At 37.1% G+C, this 19,901-nt stretch carries 15 protein-coding genes; 13 read left to right on the plus strand and 2 right to left on the minus strand.

Features of this window, described 5'->3' with window-relative positions; genetic code table 11:
- The first annotated feature begins 12 nt into the window (after positions 1–12).
- From ACN1CD_RS12095 to ACN1CD_RS12140, 10 genes are all read left to right on the plus strand, one after another.
- Complete coding sequence (locus ACN1CD_RS12095) at positions 13–987, plus strand: GDSL-type esterase/lipase family protein (protein ID WP_419130650.1); 975 nt, start codon at positions 13–15, stop codon at positions 985–987.
- 56 nt (positions 988–1,043) lie between these two features.
- Positions 1,044–1,589, plus strand: coding sequence for a PH domain-containing protein (locus tag ACN1CD_RS12100; RefSeq protein WP_419130651.1), 546 nt, complete (start codon positions 1,044–1,046; stop codon positions 1,587–1,589).
- The gene (locus ACN1CD_RS12105; protein WP_419130652.1) at positions 1,558–3,090 is read left to right on the plus strand and encodes a PH domain-containing protein; all 1,533 of its coding nucleotides are present in this window, start codon (positions 1,558–1,560) and stop codon (positions 3,088–3,090) included. Before ACN1CD_RS12100 ends, ACN1CD_RS12105 begins: the two co-directional genes overlap by 32 nt.
- Positions 3,091–3,452: 362 nt before the next feature.
- Positions 3,453–5,747, plus strand: coding sequence for an ATP-dependent helicase (locus tag ACN1CD_RS12110; RefSeq protein WP_419130888.1), 2,295 nt, complete (start codon positions 3,453–3,455; stop codon positions 5,745–5,747).
- A 793-nt stretch (positions 5,748–6,540) separates the two neighbouring features.
- Positions 6,541–10,080, plus strand: coding sequence for a chromosome segregation protein SMC (smc, locus tag ACN1CD_RS12115; protein WP_419130653.1), 3,540 nt, complete (start codon positions 6,541–6,543; stop codon positions 10,078–10,080).
- Positions 10,081–10,328: 248 nt separating this feature from the next.
- Positions 10,329–10,538, plus strand: coding sequence for a DUF2281 domain-containing protein (locus tag ACN1CD_RS12120; RefSeq protein ID WP_419130654.1), 210 nt, complete (start codon positions 10,329–10,331; stop codon positions 10,536–10,538).
- Positions 10,538–10,945, plus strand: coding sequence for a type II toxin-antitoxin system VapC family toxin (locus ACN1CD_RS12125; RefSeq protein WP_419130655.1), 408 nt, complete (start codon positions 10,538–10,540; stop codon positions 10,943–10,945). The genes ACN1CD_RS12120 and ACN1CD_RS12125 overlap by 1 nt, the downstream gene beginning before the upstream one ends.
- Before the next feature lie 15 nt (positions 10,946–10,960).
- Entirely contained in the window at positions 10,961–11,911 is a 951-nt protein-coding gene (locus ACN1CD_RS12130) for a M28 family peptidase (protein WP_419130656.1), read from the plus strand.
- Between the two features lie 184 nt (positions 11,912–12,095).
- On the plus strand, positions 12,096–12,470 hold the full coding sequence (locus tag ACN1CD_RS12135) for a BlaI/MecI/CopY family transcriptional regulator (RefSeq protein ID WP_154279345.1): 375 nt from the start codon (positions 12,096–12,098) through the stop codon (positions 12,468–12,470).
- Positions 12,467–13,708 (plus strand): M56 family metallopeptidase, encoded by a 1,242-nt coding sequence (locus ACN1CD_RS12140; RefSeq protein WP_419130657.1) that lies wholly within the window; start codon positions 12,467–12,469, stop codon positions 13,706–13,708. Before ACN1CD_RS12135 ends, ACN1CD_RS12140 begins: the two co-directional genes overlap by 4 nt.
- Positions 13,709–13,711: 3 nt before the next feature.
- Here ACN1CD_RS12140 and rsmG read toward each other — a convergent pair whose 3' ends face one another.
- Positions 13,712–14,347 carry a 16S rRNA (guanine(527)-N(7))-methyltransferase RsmG gene (rsmG, locus tag ACN1CD_RS12145; RefSeq protein ID WP_419130658.1) on the minus strand — a complete coding sequence of 212 codons (636 nt, stop codon included), beginning with the start codon at positions 14,345–14,347 and terminating at the stop codon, positions 13,712–13,714.
- Between the two features lie 25 nt (positions 14,348–14,372).
- Positions 14,373–15,590: a glycosyltransferase gene (locus tag ACN1CD_RS12150; RefSeq protein ID WP_419130659.1), complete on the minus strand. Its 1,218-nt coding sequence runs from the start codon at positions 15,588–15,590 to the stop codon at positions 14,373–14,375.
- Positions 15,591–15,725: 135 nt separating this feature from the next.
- On the opposite strand from ACN1CD_RS12150, the gene tgt reads away from it, so the two are divergent.
- Genes tgt through ACN1CD_RS12165 form a run of 3 tightly spaced genes read left to right on the plus strand, consistent with a single transcriptional unit; the run spans position 15,726 to position 18,843 of the window.
- Entirely contained in the window at positions 15,726–16,856 is a 1,131-nt protein-coding gene (gene tgt / locus ACN1CD_RS12155; protein WP_419130660.1) for a tRNA guanosine(34) transglycosylase Tgt, read from the plus strand.
- 2 nt (positions 16,857–16,858) lie between these two features.
- A complete protein-coding gene (locus ACN1CD_RS12160; protein ID WP_419130661.1) occupies positions 16,859–17,962 on the plus strand; it encodes an LptF/LptG family permease in 1,104 nt (367 codons plus the stop codon).
- 2 nt (positions 17,963–17,964) lie between these two features.
- Complete coding sequence (locus ACN1CD_RS12165) at positions 17,965–18,843, plus strand: DMT family transporter (RefSeq protein ID WP_419130662.1); 879 nt, start codon at positions 17,965–17,967, stop codon at positions 18,841–18,843.
- Positions 18,844–19,901: the final 1,058 nt, after the last annotated feature.

Genomic DNA, 19,901 nt, shown 5'->3' on the forward strand with positions numbered 1-19,901 from the left:
TGATGATTTGTAATGAAATTTAGCACGAGATTGATTTTTTTTCTGCTGTTGCTTTTTTCTTTAGGTATATCAGGTATTGCACATGCTCAAAATCCGCCTCGGGTAAGCTGTCCAGAGGCTGCTAAATTCTATGCAAAAGACAGTATCAATATTGTAACTTTCGGTGCCAGTACCGTTGAAGGTGTAGGCGGCGTGGGCTTTCAGTCTATGCTAAAAAGCAATTTCGAAAACTGCTACATTAATAAAGTAGTTGATATTACCAATCAGGGGATTGGGGGCCAGACTACACGACAAGGTCTATTAAGGATTGATAATTCAGTAAGAGATCGAACAGGTTTTATCGTAATTTCTATGGGGATTAACGATGCCATCGCAATTAGTAATGGAAGAGGTAGTTTAGCTGAATCTGAGGCGAATATGCGTCAGTTAATTACCATCAGCCTGAAGCAAAACCTGATTCCTATATTGTGCACTTTGCAAAATGTCGACGATAGAAATAATGCGCCATTAGTATCTACCAATGCAAATATCAGGGCTTTGAACACCATTTACAGACGCTTGGTAACGGAATACAAAATTTATCTCGCTGACATAAATGCGGCCATGAGACGGGATTTTTCTCTTTACCAGGATGTATTTCACCCAAATGCTCGAGGTTACAGACTCATCAGCTATGTAATATTTGATGCCATTAATAAGGCTATCTTCGATAGGTTTCTGATGTTCGTTGTATCGCAAAACTATCCAAACCCTGCATCTACTCAAACATCTGTAGACATCGTTTTACCAGAGACGGATAAAATTAATGTCCAGATTTTCGACCTGATGGGCCGCCTGGTTAAAACCGTTGTTAATGAATATTTAAATACCGGAAAGCATACACTTGAAATTAATACCATTTCTTTTGTACCTGGAGTTTACTTTTTCAAAATCACATCAGACTCTGGCAAATATAATACTGCCAAAAAATTTATCGTTGCGAGGTAACTTAAATAGCTATAATTAGTCTTACAAGAGATTAAATTGTTTATATCTTTAAAGCCATGCCTGCAGAGAATTTCACTAACGAACCAATAGACATCGGTGCGCTTCCTAAGTTTGAGGAAGTTATTTTAAGAAAGCCACATCCCGACTATTGGAAAATCATCTGTATTAACCTCGTTTTGTTTTTCGTACCGTTGGCTATCTTAGCCGCTTTGCTCCTATTTTTTATTGATGATTTCAGGGCCTACACCCCATTGATCATCAGCGCTTATGTTATTATTACATTCATTTCTTACCTGCTTTATTATATCGGTTTTAAAAAACGAGGCTACGCTGTCAGGGCTAAAGATGTGATCTATAAAAGCGGGGTCATTTCAGATTCTACTACAATTGTTCCGCTGAATCGAATCCAACATATCGAACTTAATGAAGCTGTTTTTTCCAGAATGTACCATTTGGGTACTTTACAGATCTTTACCGCAGGTGGCCATACGGGGCATCTAAGCATATCAGGCATTCCGATAGCTGAAGCAAAAAGTATCAGAGACTTGCTACTGAAAAAACTCGATTTAATTGAAAATCCTTCCACTGAACCTGAGGCTTGATATGAATAAGGATTTTAGTCAGCCCCAGCGTGAATCGGCCTTTGGCATTATTGTGATGGCAGTTCACACCATGATAAAGGTTACAAAAGCACTCTTTTTCTTTTTGATTTATGCCTTTATTAAAATGGGTGGCACATACACCCGTTATACGCTCTTGGGAATAGCAGTTATAATGCTGCTCTGTTTAATCTACGCTTACTTTTCCTATCTAAAATTCACCTTTTTTCTTGATAAAGAGAAGCAAGAATTTATAGTGAACAAGGGAATTTTTAATCGTGATCAAATTATTATTAAACTAGATAAAATCCAACAGGTAAACATCAATCAAAGCATTTTACAAAAGATTATTGGAGTTTATGGGCTGAAGATAGATACCGCTGGCGCTAAAGGGGAAGAAGTAAGTATTAAAGCGATAGATGAGGTTTCAGCTTATAATTTAAAGGATCATTTACTGAGCAAACGATCAGAGACAATCGAACAAACACGGGAAGATCACACCATTCCTACCCCTGAAGCCGTATTGAAGATTAGCTCGTGGACATTATTTAAAGTAGGACTAACTTCCAATTATGGAAAAAGTCTGGCCCTGATCACCGCCTTCTTTTTATATGTTATACAAGAGGCCAGGCATATTATGGATGTATTCCAAATTGATAAGGGGGTAATCAAAAATACTTTCATCGGCTTCGCAACCATATTTTCAATCGCGATTATTGTGGGTGTGCTCCTTATTGCATTTTTAATTTTCAATATTGCCCGTACGTTTTATAAATATTTTGAACTGGAGATTATTCAGCATCAGCATTCGCTCCTGCTATCATGCGGATTAATTGCCAAAAAGAATACATTGATCAATCCGAACAAGGTGCAGGTTACCAGCTATAGTCAGAACTATTTTCAGAAAAAGTTAAATATGCTCAACATGAGTTTGAAACAGGCACATTTTGGCGAAAGTAAAAAGGGCAATGAGATTCAGGGGAATACTTTGGAAGTTGTAGGATGTAACCCCGTAGAACGGGATGAACTCTTGAAAATGATTTTAGGTAAAGTGCCGTTAAAAGGTAAAACCTTCATCCCTGACTGGCGATTTTTGAATTTACCCGTTTTTTTTAAACTGGTAATGCCAGTTGCTATTTTTTTAATTGTGGCATTTAAAATCCCGGAAGTGAAGCCATTTATAGGTTTCGCAATTGCTTATTTTCTGATCGGTTTTTTGATGATTTTTATCAGCTATCGTAAACACCGGCTTTCAGTTAACCAGGAATTTGTGATCAAAACAAGTGGCATCTGGGATATTTCCAATGAAATCTTAATACAATCGAAAATTCAGTCCATCACTACTTCACAATATCCATGGCATAGAAGTATAGATGTCGGTCATTTGTGTTTGCACACCGCTGCAGGGCAGATCAGATTTAAATATGGAAATTATTCGGAGATTAAACAGCTGGTTAATTATTGGCTGTATCAGGTAGAAGATGGTAATGAAGATTGGATGTAATTAAGGTAGAGGGTTTGAGGTAGAAGGTGAAAATGTATAATTATGGTTGTTATTTTCTTTTAACCAAGGTCTGTGAGTCTGTAGAACATCTTATTTTTCAAGAGTTTAATTTTTACTTTGGGTTTTAAACCCTCAATAGCAGCACAAACTTAATTTAAATAAACCTTGGCGAAGCGGATACCGGCCATGTGTTTAAGGCTTGCAGGCGTATGAGCAAAGCAAAGGACGAACGAAACAATGGAATACAGGTTTGGCTTTCCTCAAAATAAAATTCAATTCACAACACCTAACTAATTACCAACAACTTTAGCAAAAAGACCGGAGAATTGTTATTTTTGAGCCTCAAAAAAACAGGAGCCGATTTGGATTATTTAGAAGGATTAAACCCACAACAAAGAGCAGCAGTAGAAAATACAAAAGGACCGGTAATGATTGTTGCGGGTGCTGGTTCGGGTAAAACACGTGTAATTACTTACCGTGTGGCACACCTTATTCAAACTGGTACCGACCCATTTAATATCCTGGTTTTGACTTTTACCAATAAGGCCAGTAAAGATATGCGGGAGCGGATTGGCAAAGTGGTTGGGGCTGAGGCGAAAAACATCTGGATGGGAACCTTTCACTCCGTTTTTGCGAAAATTTTACGTGTAGAAGCAGAGAAAATAGGTTATCCGAATAACTTCACCATCTACGATACTGATGATAGCAAAAGTGTGATCCGTGCCATTTTGAAAGAAATGCAGCTTGATGACAAATTATACGCGGCTAACTTTGTTTTTGGCAGAATCTCTTCGGCAAAAAACAATCTAATTTCCTGGGGTGAATATCAGGCCAACGATCAGATCCAGGCGGAGGATATCCAAAATAAACGTCCGTTAATTGGTCAGATTTATGAACAATATGCCAAGCGCTGCTTTAGAGGTGGGGCGATGGATTTTGATGATTTGCTTTTCAAAACCAATATTCTATTAAAAGAACATCCGGAAGTTTTAAATAAATATCAGCAGAAATTCAGGTATCTGATGGTGGATGAGTACCAGGATACTAACTTTTCGCAATATACTATCGTGAAAAAACTGGCTGCAGCTTACCAGAATATCTGTGTGGTGGGTGATGATGCACAAAGTATTTATGCTTTCCGTGGTGCAAATATTCAGAACATTTTGAATTTTGAACGCGATTATCCGGATTTAAAAGTTTATAAACTCGAGCAAAATTATCGTTCGACACAAAATATAGTTGATGCCGCAAGTAGCATCATTGCCAACAATAAAAATCAGTTGGAGAAGAATGTTTTCTCTGAAAATGCTGAAGGTGACAGAATTAAAGTAGCGCGTGCTTTTACGGATAACGAGGAAGGGAAACTTGTTGCAGAATCCATTATTCAGGAACGCGGAGTAAAGGGCTATAAACACAGCGATTTCGCCATTCTCTATCGAACAAATGCGCAAAGTAGGGCGATGGAGGAAGGTTTACGTAAGCTGAACATTCCATATAGAATCTATGGCGGGCAGTCGTTCTACCAACGTAAAGAGATTAAAGATTTAATTGCATACTTCCGGTTAACTTTTAATCCGAAAGATGAAGAAGCGATAAAAAGAGTAATTAATTACCCTAAACGGGGTATTGGAGATACTTCCATAGATAAAATTATTGTAGCTGCTGATCAGAACAATGTAACCTTGTGGGATGTAATTTCCAATGCACATCAATACGTCGACGGCCGTTTAGCCAATCAACTGAATGATTTTTCGATGATGATTCAAAGCTTTCAGGCGGAAGCGAAAAAATTAGATGCCTATGATTCCGCCTTATTTATCGCCCAACATGCCGGTATTTTAAAAGAGCTTTACACTGATGACAGCGTGGAAGGTCGGTCGAGATATGAAAATATCCAGGAGTTATTAAATGGTATAAAAGAGTTTGCAGAGCGTGAAGATATCGAAGAAAAAGGTCTTGATATTTTTATGCAGGATGTAGCACTTTTAACCAATGATGATAAGGATGGCGACAAAAATAAAGATACTGTTTCGTTAATGACGATTCACTCGGCCAAAGGTCTGGAATTTAAAAATGTATTCATTGTAGGTTTGGAAGAGAACCTTTTCCCTTCACAAATGTCGGTAAACTCCCGCTCTGATTTGGAAGAGGAACGCCGTTTATTTTATGTAGCCATTACGCGTGCTGAAATAAAATTAACCATCACTTATGCTACGTCGCGTTACCGCTGGGGAACGTTAACCAACTGTGAACCGAGTCGTTTTATTAATGAAATTAACCCAAGGTTTTTAGAGCTGGATGTTAAACCTGCCAAAAGCAATATGATTGAAGGCAATTTTGACGATGAACGTAAAACCTGGACTTCACAGCCCCGCGATTTCTTGAGCAAACCGAAACCAACAACCACTACATCTGCGCCACAACGCCCGAAAACAACTTCATTACTGGCGAAAGCACACGTACCAACACCGGGGTTTACGCCTTCTCAACCAAATGAATTTCAAGGTGGTATGGAAGTGGAGCACGAGAAATTTGGCTTTGGAAAAATTATCAGTTTAGAAGGCAATTTACCTGATGTAAAAGCAACTGTATTTTTTCAGGGATTAGGGAATAAACAATTGTTATTAAAATTTGCAAAGTTGATGATTGTGAGGTAAAAGAGAGGAGGCCTCACCCCGTGTGTGTTACAGCTACGTACTATCTGGATCCGAGTTTTTTAGCCACAGATTTGCAGATATATTTGCCACGGAAACACAGATTTACACGGAATTAAATTCAAAATTTTCCTTGCATTTAGTGCTTCCGTGGCAATAATCTTTAATGAAGCTATCCCTTTATCCAATCTTTAGCTCAGAGTTTTTTTAGCCACAGATTATGCAGATATATTTGCCACGGAAACACAGATTTACGCGGAATTCCAATCAAAATTTTCCGTGCATTTAGTGCTTCTGTGGCAGTACTTTTTGATAAATCTCTCCTGTTAATCCTAGCTTAGAGTTTTTTTTGCCGCAGATTATACAGATATATTTACCATGGAAACACAGATTTACACGGAAATTCACCTCAAAATTTTCCGTGCATTTAGTGCTTCAGTAGCAATACTTTTGATGAAGCTCTCCTGTTAATCCTAGCTTTAATTAGCTCAGAGTTTTTTTAGCCACAGATTATGCAGATATATTTGTCACGGAAACACAGATTTACACTAAAATCCAATCAAAATTTTCCGTGCGTTTAGTGCTTCCGTGGCAATACTTTTGATGAAGCTCTTCTTTTACTCTTGGTTCAAACCGCTACACTTTAAAACCCTCTCCCCCGGAGAGGGCAGCTACAACATCTGCCTACCGCCTATCTTTCATAGGGTGAGGCTTCTTTGCGGTTAAATCTAGATCATCCCTTGAAAAACCTCAAAATTTTCCTTATAATTGAGTTCGGTTCCTCCGATTAAAAACCATGCAACTTACTCGATTAGAAATTAAGGGTTTCAAGAGCTTTGGCGACAAGGTGACCATCAATTTTAATGAAGGAGTTACCGCTATTGTTGGTCCGAATGGTTGTGGAAAATCGAATGTAATCGATGCCATGCGTTGGGTGTTGGGTGAGCAAAGTACCAAAGCTTTACGTTCAGAAAAGATGGAAAACATCATCTTCAATGGCACCAAAAACCGCAAACAAGCGCAGTTGGCTGAAGTTTCCTTAAGTTTTGACAATACTAAAAACATTCTTCCTACCGCTTATTCGCAAGTTACGGTAACAAGAAAACTGTATCGTAATGGTGATAGCGAGTATCGTTTAAATGATGTCCAATGCAGACTAAAAGACATTACAGATCTCTTCCTTGATACCGGAATTGGTTCAGACAGTTATTCTATCATTGAGCTAAAAATGGTCGACGAGATCATCACCAATAAAGAACATAGTCGCCGGTCGTTATTTGAAGAAGCCTCGGGTATTTCGAAATATAAGCTTCGTAAAAAGCAAACATTCAACAAATTAAAAGATACAGAAGCCGATTTAGAACGCGTTGAAGACCTACTTTTCGAGATAGAAAAGAACCTTAAAACTTTAGAAAATCAAGCGCGAAAAGCCGAACGCTATTATAAATTAAAAGAGCAGTACCGCGAACTGAGTATTCAACTGGCTACACATAGAATTGCTTTTTTCCGTACCGACCTGGATGTAATTGAAAACCAGGAGCAAAATCAACAGGTAAGCCGGACGGAACTGAGCACTAAGATTGATCAGAGCGAAGCCGAATTACAAAAACTGAAGCTAGGCAGCATTCATCAGGAAAAAAACCTATCTGTACAGCAGAAAGCTACGAATGAATTGGTTTCGAAAATTCGTGCCTACGAAAGTGAAAAGAAAGTAAAAAATGAACAGATGCGGTTCCTTCAGGAAAAGGAAACCCGCTTGGCTGGTGAGCTGGAAAAAGACAGGAATCAGCTTAATCACATCAAATACAACATCAAGCGATTGAATGAAGAAGTTTTGACGGAAACGGAGGTTTTTAACCGCCTGGAAAGCGATTTAAAATCACTCAAAACCACACTTGAAACTTTAAGAGAACAACAGCAAATAGAAAAAAACAGGATTGATAACCTGGTTAAATCTGTTGGCGAACTACAAAATCAGGTTTATCAGGTCCAAAAAGAGATTGACATTTTCAATATACAAAAAGATGCCTTGGTACAGGAAACCAATAGAAATGTTGACGATACCGAAACCAAAACTTTAGAACTGAAAGCGTTCGACCACGCTCTGGCCGAACTTGATATTCAGATTGCCGAAAAACAACGAACCATTAAACAGCTTAAAGAAGCAGAAGAGATTTTAAAAGATCAGCTGGCAGAAACAGAGGTGAGCCTGACTGCTAACAAAGAAAAACTGACTTCCGAAAATCGTAAAAAGGACGCTAAACAAAATGAATATAACCTCACAAAATCGCTGGTAGATAGCCTGGAAGGCTTCCCTGAATCGATTCGTTTCCTTAAAAAGAACAATGCTTTCGCAAAGAGTGCCTTGCTCCTCTCAGACATTTTATTTTGTACCGAAGATTACCGCATTGCGATAGAAAATTATCTCGAACCTGTGATGAACCATTATGTTGTTGATCATTACGCAGATGCCGTTCAGGCGGTAAATCTTTTAACCGATGCTACCCGTGGACGAGCGAACTTCTTTATTTTAGCGCATATTCCGGAGAAAAGTGCCTCAGTAAGCACTCATGAAGGTTTAATCCCGGCGCTTTCTGTAATCGAAGTTGATAAAAAATACCAGCACCTTTGTAATCTGCTTCTGCAAAATGTATACATCGCAATTGATGAGCAGGAAAATATCTTCAAAAAACCGCCGACTGAAAGTTTAACCATTCTGGCTAGAAATGGGAAATATGCCCAAACGAAATTTACTTTATCAGGTGGTTCTGTAGGCTTGTTCGAGGGTAAAAGAATCGGTCGTGCAAAGAATTTAGAGAACTTAGCAAAAGAGATTAAACAATCTGAATCGCTCATTAATCAATATAATCAAGCTATTTCAGCTGCGACATCACAAACGCTGCATTTAAAAGAATCTTCCAAAATTGATCAGATCAGTAGCTTACAACAGGAACTTAACCGATTGAGTAACGAGCAAATTTCCGTTCAAACGCGTCGGGATCAATATCAGGAGTTTATTACCACGAGTGAGAACCGTAAGACAGATATTGCGCAAAAAATTGTTTCCATTGAGCAATTGCTTTCCGAAAAGTTACCAGCCCTGATTGAGTTGCAAAAAAAACAGCAACAAGATCACATAAACCTTCAGGAACAGCAATTAAACTATCAGGATATTGCAGATCAGGTAAATGACAGTGCCCAGAAATATAACCAGGATAATATCCGTTTTCATCAACAGCAAAATAAATTATCCAGCCTGGAGAAGGACCTTGATTATCGTTTTGTACAGGAAGAAGCTTTAAATAAAAGAATTGCCCAGAATGATAAAGAATTACAGGAAACGCTGGCACAGATTACGGCTACCTTACAGCACACCGATCTAAGCGATGATACGCTTTTAGAAATGTACCAACAGCGGGAAGAGATGGAAAAAGGCCTTGCGGACGCAGAAAAAGAGTATTTCGAAAGCAAAGGCAATATTAACGATTTAGAAAACAACCTGACCAATATCCGCAAGAGCCGCGAGGAGACGGATTTTCTGTTAACTGAAATTAAAGATAAAAAGAACACCCTCAAAATTGATTTAAACTCGCTTAAGGAACGTTTATCCGTTGAGTTTAACATCGACATCAACGATCTTTTAGAGACAGAAACTGATTTGAATGCTTTGGAAAGTGAGTTTGAAATTCGCCAGAAAGTAGAGAAAATGAAACGCCAGCTAGATGAATTTGGCGCCATTAATTCGATGGCTATGGAAGCTTTCAAAGAAATGGAAGAACGTTACGTATTTATTCAAAATCAGAAAAAAGATTTAAATGCGGCAAAGTCAGACTTGTTACAAACCATTAAAGAGATTGATGATACTGCAAAAGAAAAGTTTATGCAGGCTTTTACACAAGCCCGTGAACATTTTATTGTGGTTTTTCGCTCGTTGTTTAATGAAGAAGACAGTTGTGATTTAATCCTGTCGGATATCAATAATCCTTTGGAAGCCGATATCGATATCATTGCCCGCCCGAAAGGAAAAAGACCGCTATCAATCAACCAGTTATCAGGTGGTGAAAAAACACTTACCGCTACGGCCCTCCTCTTTTCACTTTACCTTTTAAAGCCCGCTCCGTTCTGTATTTTTGATGAGGTTGATGCGCCATTGGATGATACGAATATTGATAAGTTCAATAACATCATCCGTAAATTTTCTGATCAATCGCAGTTTATTATCGTATCACACAACAAACGTACTATTGCCAGCACCGATATTATTTATGGGGTGACTATGGTAGAACAAGGTGTTTCGAGGGTGGTAGCTGTAGATTTGAGGGAGGTTGCAGCCTAGGGGAAAGGGAGTAAAAATCAAGGAACAAAGAGCAAAGATTAAGGAGCAAAGAATAAAAACCAAAGCCGAAAGGTTAAAGATCAAAGCCAAAAGCGAACCTTGGTATTTTTATTATCGCGAAAGGGCTTCTTGAGCTGATTAAGCAATCTGTTTTTGATTTGTTACCGAAAAAACTATACAATACTCCTATTTAACATCGTTTGAATAGCATAACAAAAAAGGTATATTTGTTAATAACAAAGAAGGATATGTTAGCTACAGTTAAAGGATACTACGAAGGAGGAAAAATTATATTGGAAGAAAAAGCACCTGTCGATTCAAAAACCGATGTGATCGTTACTTTCCTAACCAATGAGAAAGCGGAAATTACAAAGAGAATTCCTGGTGCTTTTAAAGGAAAAATATCTATAACTGATGACTTTAATGAACCGCTGGATGATCTAAAGGAATATATGTAATGCCATCTGACCTTTACATTTTAGATACACATTGCTTAATCTGGTTTCAGGAAAATAATCCGAGAATACCATCAGGGGTAATGGACATCATTGAAAACATTAACAACATTATTTATTTTAGCCAGATAAGTCTGTTCGAGATTTCGATAAAACAATCTCTTGGCAAGTTAACCCACTTCAATATCACAGTAGAGGATATATATAACCAAGCACTTACAGATGGCTTTACGTTTTTGCCAATAGAGAATGTATCCATCTTTAATTATGGAAAGATCCCCTTGTTAAATGATCACCGCGACCCATTTGATAGACTATTAATTTCTGCTGCCATAGAAAATGACGCGACTTTATTATCTGCTGATGAAAAATTCAAACTTTATCCCAATATCTTAAAACTACTTTGGTAGCCATAATAATAAACCATGAAAATCCTATATATCATCCCCTTAGCCATGATGCTCAGTTGCTGTTCGTCAGTTAAAAATCAAAATACAGCAGGTTCTGGCAAATTAGATACACAGCTCCTAAAAGATGTTGAAGTACTTTCTTCTGATGCTTATCAGGGCCGAAAAACCGGAACCAAAGGCGCAGAAATGGCAAGAATCTATATCATAGAGCGTTTTCAAAAGCTGGGATTAAAGTCTTATCCTCAACATGTAAACTATGCACAGGAGTTTACCTTTAACTCAAGAAATGGTGCAAAAGTGAATGGAACGAATGTAATCGGTTATATTCAAGGAAAAGGAAGCAATGTAATTGTGGTTTCCGCTCATTACGACCATCTGGGAACAGTGAAAGATGAAGTGTTTAACGGTGCAGACGATAATGCTTCTGGAACTGCCGGATTATTAAAAATTGCGGCCTACTTCGCGAAAAACAAACCGAACAATACGATTATTTTTGCCTCTTTCGACGCAGAAGAAATGGGCTTGCAGGGTGCTAAAGCCTTTGTTGCCAATCCACCAATACCCATCAGCACAATTGCCGTAAACTTAAATATGGATATGATCGGGCATAGCGAAAAAGGTGAATTATATGTTTCTGGAACGTTTAAATATCCAAATCTGAAAAAATATATAGATACCACCAGAAAAGAGATCAAAGTCTCTTTAGGGCATGATGATCCAAAACTCGGTCATGATGACTGGACAAATCAAAGCGACCAGGGTGCATTCAATGCGAAGGATATTCCGTTCCTCTACTTCGGCGTTGAAGACCATAAAGATTATCACAAAGCAACCGATGAATATTCTACCATCACTAAACAATTCTTTAGCGATGCCGCAGCTACGGTATTAGATGTAGTTAAAAACATCGACCGACAAACAGGCCTGCAACAATCGCTGAAAGATAAAATGATAATGAAAAACTAACATAGATAGTTTTTCATTAAAAATCCTAAACCTGCCCATAAGGCAGGTTTTTTTATGCAATAAAGCTTCACACACCGAAATTATTGAATTGATTTACAGCCATTTAAAGATAAACTATAAAAATAGTTCGTAAACTAGTTTTATAGTCGTAACTTCAATTAAGCAAACTATATAAATAGTTACAATGATAAAAGAACTGACTAAAGCTGAAGAACAGATTATGCTAATTCTTTGGGAAATGGAAGAAGCACTGGTTAAAGATGTGATTGAAAAAATGAACGAACCTAAACCCGCATATAATACCGTTTCTACGGTGATTCGGGTTTTAGAAGGCAAAGGGTTTGTAGACCATAAAGCGATAGGTAACACTTATATCTACTTCCCTGTTATTAAAGAAGCAGATTATAAAAAATTTGCACTTGATAAGGTGATGAACAATTATTTTGAAAATTCGTATGAAAGTCTCGTTTCATTCCTGGTAAAAGATAAGATTATGAGCAATGATGAATTAACTGAATTAATTCGGCTTGCAGAAAAACTTAAAAAAGATCAATCATGAATTTGATATGTTATCTACTCGAAGCCAACTTGTACCTCATTATATTTTATGGGTTCTATAAAATATTTCTGCACAAGGAAACCTTTTATACTTTGAACAGATATTTTCTGATTTTAAGTACTTTAACTGCTTTCACGATTCCTTTTTTCCAGTTGGGATTTTTGCAAGCAAACGGTGTAGAAAGTCAATTAATGATCACTCAACAAACCGAGGCCAGCACAAGTATCTTAACTATCGATCAAATTATCTTTATTATTTATTCGCTCACAGTACTGTTTTTTCTATCAAGGCTGGCCTGGGGATTTAGAAACCTTTTTAGGCTACTTAAACTATCAAATGGTAGAATTGAAAATGATGTCACCATTATAGAATTAAAGAATACAAAATCTGCATTTTCATTTTTCAACTTATTGTTTATTGATCCTGAATTACCGCATATAAATACAATAATGAATCATGAAATGGCACATATCAGGCAAAAACACAGTCTAGATGTATTGCTTTTTGAAATTATTGGAAGCCTGAACTGGTTTAATCCGATTATTTATTGGCTTAAAAACGACATTAAATTATTACATGAATACCTTGCCGACGAAGAAACCACTGGTAAAGGAATCGAAAAATATGAATATGCGATGTTCCTGATTCAAAACTCTTATGGCGACCAATCTATTCAATTAACGAATCAGATATTTAATTCATCCATTTTAAAAAGAAGAATAAACATGTTAAATCAGAAAAAATCTGCGAAATGGGCAAGGCTCAGATTGCTGTTGGTATTGCCCGTTACAGGAGCATTACTTTGCGCATCAACGATGGCATTCACCAAGAATTACGGAGTGGTGGATCTTTATCCGAAAAAAAGTACCGGACTTACAATAACTCTTCAGGATACTACAAGAAAGAAAAATGTTAAACAAATTAAGACAGCACCAGTTCCAACTGCGCCGAAAATTAAAACGAAAGGATCGAAACAAGTACCGCCGCCACCTCCACCGCCGCCTGTAAAACCAAATTTCAAACTTCCGAAATCGCCCAATACTCCTCCACTTCCTCCGCCACCTCCGGTTGAACCTAAGGGAAAAGTAAAAGAATCGAGAAGCAGTATCAAGCCAGCTAAGGATGCGAAAGCCGTAGGTAAGCCAGAAGAATTAACTATTAAAATTAGCGAGCCTTTACAGATAAAATCACCTGCTAAAAAAGAGGTAGTTTATGTAGAAGTACTTCCAAAAAGCTAAGTATTACTGAGGCACATACACCACAAATTTAGTATCGAAGAAATCTTCCTCAAAATAGTCTGAAAGCGGATATAATTCTGCTTTCAGCTTTGATTCTTTTATCTCCTCGGCCAAATCCCCACCTTTTAAATAAAGAATTCCATTCGGAATGGCATTGATCGAATCTTTTTTAAACTTCCCTTGAATCCATGGATAAAATTCTCCTAAACGGGTTACTGCCCTGGATATAACAAAGTTGAACTTGTTTTTGATCTGCTCCGCTCTCAAATGATCAGCTTGTAAATTATCTAATCCTAAAGCTGAAGCAACCTCTTTAACTACTTTAATTTTTTTCCCAATAGAATCTACAAGATGGAATTGCGTTTCAGGGAATAAAATAGCCAATGGAATGCCCGGAAAACCGCCGCCAGTGCCAACATCTAAAACCGATTCTCCGGCTTTGAACGTACAAACTTTGGCTATTCCCAAGGAGTGTAAAACATGGCGTTCGTATAATTCCTCAATATCTTTTCTGGATATCACGTTAATTTGAGCATTCCAGTAACTATATAAATCAAACAGTTGCGCAAATTGTGCAACCTGTTTTTCTGTGAGGTCCGGAAAATATTTTAAAATGATATCTGGTTTTACATCAGCCATAGGGGTAACTCTTAATGATTGTAACTTATTTCCAATTTACTTTTTTCTTACCAAACATGGCTAAGAATCCGTTTAAGGTTAAAAACAGAAACAAAAGTATATCTAATATTGGGAACCACCAACGTAAATCGCCGTAGTTTAAACGTTTCAGCAGTTTTGGATAAATAAAGCTTTTGATGATGATGCTAAGTAAAAGGATTCCGCCAGCAATATATTGTGCTTCCCTACCTAAAAACATACTCGCCACAAAAAAGCCATAAAATAGAAACTGAAAGATAATTTGCAAGCTTAATATAAATTTGTGTTTTGCTTTATACATTTTTCCAGCACCAAAATGGCGTTTTTTCTGTTTTAGATAACCTCCCCAGGTGCGATTTGGTTCACTCCACACATGGCTATCCATGTTGATCCGAATTTCAGTATTGGATCGGTTTGCATGTGCATTTACAAATAAATCATCATCACCAGATGGAATATGCATATGTGCCGCAAATCCTTTATTTTTAAAAAACAGCGACTTTTTGTAAGCCATATTCCGGCCAACGCCCATATAAGGCATTCCTTTTAAGGCAAATGAAAGATAGTTTACTGCAGTAAAAAAAGTTTCGAAACGAATCAGCGCATTTAATAACCCACGCCTTTTAATATATGGCGAATAACCCAAAACGATTTCTATATTTTCATCAGCAGGTTGTTGCATATCCATCAACCATTGATCTGATGCCGGGGTACAATCTGCATCCGTAAAAACCAACCATTCATGTTTAGCAGCCTTGATGCCCATCGTTACGGCAAACTTTTTTCCGGCTAAGAACTTATCATTATCCAAGATTTTAACAACCTTCAGGTTGCTGTATTTTTCCGCCATTTGCTCCAGAAATTCTTCCGTACCATCCCAGGAACGATCGTTCACCACGACCACCTCATATTCAAGGTAATTCTGGGTCATTAGCGTAGGCAGGTATTCCTTTAAGTTTGCGATTTCATTCCGGGCACATACAATTACGCTTAAAGGTTTTTTGCCTATGAATGGGATTTCCTCAACAACAGCATTGGCTAACTTCAGGTGAACAAATAAAACATAATAAAGCTGAACTAAAAGGCAGAAAGCCAATATGGAGAGCAGGATAATTTCGGGTAAGGTTAATATCACAGTGGTAAAATAAATAGGCGCAAATTTCGCATTTTTAATCTGCAATATGCCTGATATTTTAAAAAACCTTGGAAATATTATTCTGCTCATGCCATTCAAGGCCTGATCCATCTATTAATGATACTGCATTGGGTTAAGAACGGCTATTAGAATTGTTTGGTTTTGGCCATTAAACTCATAAACAGTATATATAGGTGTGTTAAATTTGTTACTTTTGTAGCCTATATGAAATTTACTTTACAGGCAAACGATCCACTATCAAAAGCCAGAGCTGGGACCGTTACCACTGCCCACGGCGAAATACAAACTCCTATTTTTATGCCAGTAGGCACCGCCGGAACGGTTAAAGCCGTTCACCAACGGGAATTGAAGGATGACATCGATGCTAAAATTATTTTAGGCAATACCTATCATCTGTACTTGAGACCAGGCTTGGATATACTGGAAACAGCCGGAGGTTTACATAAATTTATTGGCTGGGATCGTCCGATCTTGACTGATAGCGGCGGATACCAGGTTTATTCATTGAGTAAAGTGCGTAAAATTAAAGAAGAAGGCGTTACTTTCCATTCGCATATTGATGGATCTAAACATCTTTTCACCCCTGAATATGCCATGGATATTCAGCGCACCATTGGGGCTGATATTATTATGGCTTTCGATGAATGTACGCCTTATCCTTGCGATTATACTTACGCTGCCCAATCTATCAAAATGACGCACCGTTGGTTGAAACGTTGCTGTACGCATTTTGATAATACAGAACCAAAATATGGTTTCGATCAAACATTATTTCCTATTGTTCAAGGCTCGGTATACAAAGACTTGAGAATAAAATCTGCTGAATTTATCGCGAGCATGAATCGTGAAGGTAATGCAATTGGCGGATTATCTGTTGGTGAACCTGCTGAAGAAATGTATGCCATGACGGAAGTAGTTTGCGACATCTTGCCGTACGAAAAACCACGTTATTTAATGGGCGTGGGTACACCAATTAATATTCTAGAAAACATTGCCCTTGGGGTAGACATGTTTGATTGCGTAATGCCAACTAGAAATGCTAGAAACGGGATGCTCTTTACCAGAAATGGCATCATCAATATTAGAAACAAGAAGTGGGAAAATGATTTTTCTCCATTGGATGCTGAGAGTGATTTACATGCAGACCAGGTAACCAGTAAAGCATATTTAAGACACTTAGTACATAGCAAAGAAATGCTTGGAGCGCAAATTGCTACATTACATAATCTGCACTTCTATCTTTGGCTGGTAAAACAAGCTAGAGAGAAAATAATTTCTGGTGAATTTTACAACTGGAAAAACAAAATGGTGAAGATTTTAGGCCAAAAATTATAAGCATGAGTCTGTTAAAAGGGAAGATAAAAATCATTGATCAATATATTATCGGTAAATATCTGGGTACGTTTATTTATACCCTGGCTATTTTCGTAATCATTATTGTGGTATTTGATCTATCCGAAAAAATGGATGATTTTATGAAAAGTGGACTCAGTTTCTGGGGCATTCTTTCTAAATATTATGCAGGTTCTATTCCTTTCTACGTGAACATGCTTTCTCCACTGATTAACTTTATTGCGGTGATTTTCTTTACGGCTAAGATGGCCGATCAAACAGAGATTGTTCCCATATTAAGTGGTGGCGTAAGTTTCAACAGGTTTCTCCTCCCTTATTTTGTTTCCGCAACAGTGATATTTGCCGCAAATCTTGGCTCAAATCTTTACGTTTTACCCTACACCAATACCTTAAAAAACAGTTTCGAAAATACCTACGTCAAGCGTAACGACCCCTCCACAAAAACAAATATCCACATGAAACTGGATGACAAAACTTACATCTATTTGGAAAGTTTTGATAACAAAACCAATTATGGATACCGCTTTTCTTTAGATAATTTTAATGGTGATGTAATGGTAAAAAAAATCGTTGCAGATAATATTAAATGGGATTCTACAAAGCGAAAATGGCAGCTTAGCAATTACTCTATCCGCAAAATAGATGGCTTAAAAGAGTCTATGATTTACGGCAATGGTAAACTAAAAGATTCCATCCTTGATATGCGCCCCGATGATTTTTCTGCCTATGCAAATGTGGTTCAAAACTTGTCTACACAAGAACTTGCCGACAAAATCAAGAAGGAAAAAATCAGGGGAACAGGTATCATGAACGACCTGGAGTTTGAGCAGTATAAACGTTTCTTACACCCACTTTCAGCCTACATCTTAACCCTGATTGGCGTAGCACTATCATCGCGTAAAGTTCGCGGTGGTGTAGGGGTTTCACTGGGGATTGGAATCTTCATTAGCTTCGCTTACATCGTATTCAATCAATTCACTCAGATGTTTTCTACTAAGGGTGGATTACCGCCTGTAATTGCCGTGATCTCACCTACTATTGCCTTTGGTTTACTTGGCATTTATTTATTGAAGAGAGCGCCTAAGTAATCATGGATAGCACCAAAAAAAACTTATTAATTCTTCATTTCACTGTATTAATCTGGGGCTTTACCGGCGTACTTGGTAAAGTGATTTCTATCGACGCAGTACCATTGGTTTGGTACCGGGTTTTGATCGCGACATCAACACTTTTTGCCTGGTTTTTAATTACGAAAAAAGACATCAGAATCTCTAAAAAACAATTTATCCAGTTCTTTTTAACCGGTGCAATTGTTGCGATACACTGGATATTTTTCTTTCACGCGATCAAAGTTTCAACAGTTTCTGTTACATTGGTATGCCTCTCCTCCTTCACTTTATTCACTGCAATTCTAGAACCACTGATCAAAAAACAACCGATCCAGATCGGTGATATTTTAGTTGGTTTGATTATTATTTTAGGCATTTATATGATCTTCAAATTCGAAAGTCAATATACTCTAGGTATCATTTTCGGATTACTTGCAGCCGTTGCATCAAGTCTTTTCTCTACCATAAATTCTACACTTGTTCAAAAAAGTGAACCCTCTATCATTGGTTTTTATGAACTGGTTGGCGGACTTTTCTGGATTACATTATACCGTTTGTATGACGGATCGCTAATCAATTCTTCGTTCAATCTAAGCTTAAATGACTGGTTTTACATAGGCATTTTAGGTACGCTTTGCACCTCGGTAGCCTACGTTGCAGGCGTTTCTGTAATGCGAACCTTATCTGCATTTCGTGTGGCTTTGGTAACTAATCTTGAGCCCGTTTATGGTATAATTTTAGCCTTTATTTTCTTCAAGGATAGAGAGCAAATGACTGGTGGATTTTACATTGGAGCGGCCATTATTTTAAGCACCATTTTCTTCTATCCCATCTACAAAAAAAGGAAGAATAAGCTTTAATAATTTAACCTTTCTCACCTACCTTTTACCAATTGAATAATGCCCACATGGTTACTAAAAAAACACTTATTTTGATAAACTAAATCCGGCATTAAAAAGCTATCATTCCTTACTGAAATTATAACTATTCTACACCGACATTACGAACAAAATAATGATCTATAAAGTATCAGTTTCCCCCCAGAAAAAGATGCTTTTTTGAAAACATTTTCTTTAGTAATTATCCACTAAAAACTCCAGATAACTTTAAATAATAGATTATTTTCTAGCTGAAAGATATTGCAAATCTGGATCAGCAAAGAACGCTTATCCATGCAAATATATTGCAAAAACTGACTTATAAATGCACTAGAAATTAAGGGAAATGCAGCCATATTCAGAGCGAATTTTCAATACTTCTATTCTAAATCTCTCCAATTAGAGAAGGTACAGCTACTAATCTAAAAAGCTTAATTTGAGCAAACACACAAGACGCTACAGACTTATTATCAGATAGTTAAATACAAATCAACTACTCTATTAAAATATGAAGATGAAAATATAAAAATAGACATCGATAGCTGAATATTCAATAGAATTGCCATTATGAAACATAAAATTGCTCTATTTTATTGATCCTAACGTCCAAAAAACATACAAATTTCTCAATCAGCGTGTAGAATTTAAAAGAAAATTGATCATTAAAAAGCAAATGCAGGAACCGGATAACGCATATTATTAAGTTATCGATCAAAAATAAACGACATCAAAAACTCAGAACACTCCTACTCTGCAGATGTTATGATATAATATTATTCAAGTAATCTGAAAAATTCTAAATCTTAAATATGACACAAAGACAGTAATCATATTTCTAAACCAGTTTATAATAACTAATTAAACGTTGAAGATAGCATCACAAATCCCTGAAAATATATCATCATCAACAGGAGTGAGGATATTAATAGATCATCTAAATATTCAGATTGATCAAGATAATCAAACGAGTTTTTAACCTAAGATTTCGCACGCCTGCACAACCAGTTATCAAGGATGGAAAAAGAATTTAATTTCTTCTA

Origin of the sequence: Pedobacter sp. N23S346 (assembly GCF_048515415.1) — a bacterium.
Lineage (GTDB): Bacteria > Bacteroidota > Bacteroidia > Sphingobacteriales > Sphingobacteriaceae > Pedobacter.

What these genes read in the sequence shown, in the direction of transcription:
- ACN1CD_RS12095 (WP_419130650.1), top strand. Translation starts at nt 13, where the DNA reads ATGAAATTTAGCACGAGATTGATTTTTTTTCTGCTGTTGCTTTTTTCT.
- ACN1CD_RS12100 (WP_419130651.1), top strand. Translation starts at nt 1,044, where the DNA reads ATGCCTGCAGAGAATTTCACTAACGAACCAATAGACATCGGTGCGCTT.
- smc (WP_419130653.1), top strand. Translation starts at nt 6,541, where the DNA reads ATGCAACTTACTCGATTAGAAATTAAGGGTTTCAAGAGCTTTGGCGAC.
- ACN1CD_RS12120 (WP_419130654.1), top strand. Translation starts at nt 10,329, where the DNA reads ATGTTAGCTACAGTTAAAGGATACTACGAAGGAGGAAAAATTATATTG.
- ACN1CD_RS12125 (WP_419130655.1), top strand. Translation starts at nt 10,538, where the DNA reads ATGCCATCTGACCTTTACATTTTAGATACACATTGCTTAATCTGGTTT.
- ACN1CD_RS12130 (WP_419130656.1), top strand. Translation starts at nt 10,961, where the DNA reads ATGAAAATCCTATATATCATCCCCTTAGCCATGATGCTCAGTTGCTGT.
- ACN1CD_RS12135 (WP_154279345.1), top strand. Translation starts at nt 12,096, where the DNA reads ATGATAAAAGAACTGACTAAAGCTGAAGAACAGATTATGCTAATTCTT.
- ACN1CD_RS12140 (WP_419130657.1), top strand. Translation starts at nt 12,467, where the DNA reads ATGAATTTGATATGTTATCTACTCGAAGCCAACTTGTACCTCATTATA.
- rsmG (WP_419130658.1), bottom strand. Translation starts at nt 14,347, where the DNA reads ATGGCTGATGTAAAACCAGATATCATTTTAAAATATTTTCCGGACCTC.
- ACN1CD_RS12150 (WP_419130659.1), bottom strand. Translation starts at nt 15,590, where the DNA reads ATGAGCAGAATAATATTTCCAAGGTTTTTTAAAATATCAGGCATATTG.
- tgt (WP_419130660.1), top strand. Translation starts at nt 15,726, where the DNA reads ATGAAATTTACTTTACAGGCAAACGATCCACTATCAAAAGCCAGAGCT.
- ACN1CD_RS12160 (WP_419130661.1), top strand. Translation starts at nt 16,859, where the DNA reads ATGAGTCTGTTAAAAGGGAAGATAAAAATCATTGATCAATATATTATC.
- ACN1CD_RS12165 (WP_419130662.1), top strand. Translation starts at nt 17,965, where the DNA reads ATGGATAGCACCAAAAAAAACTTATTAATTCTTCATTTCACTGTATTA.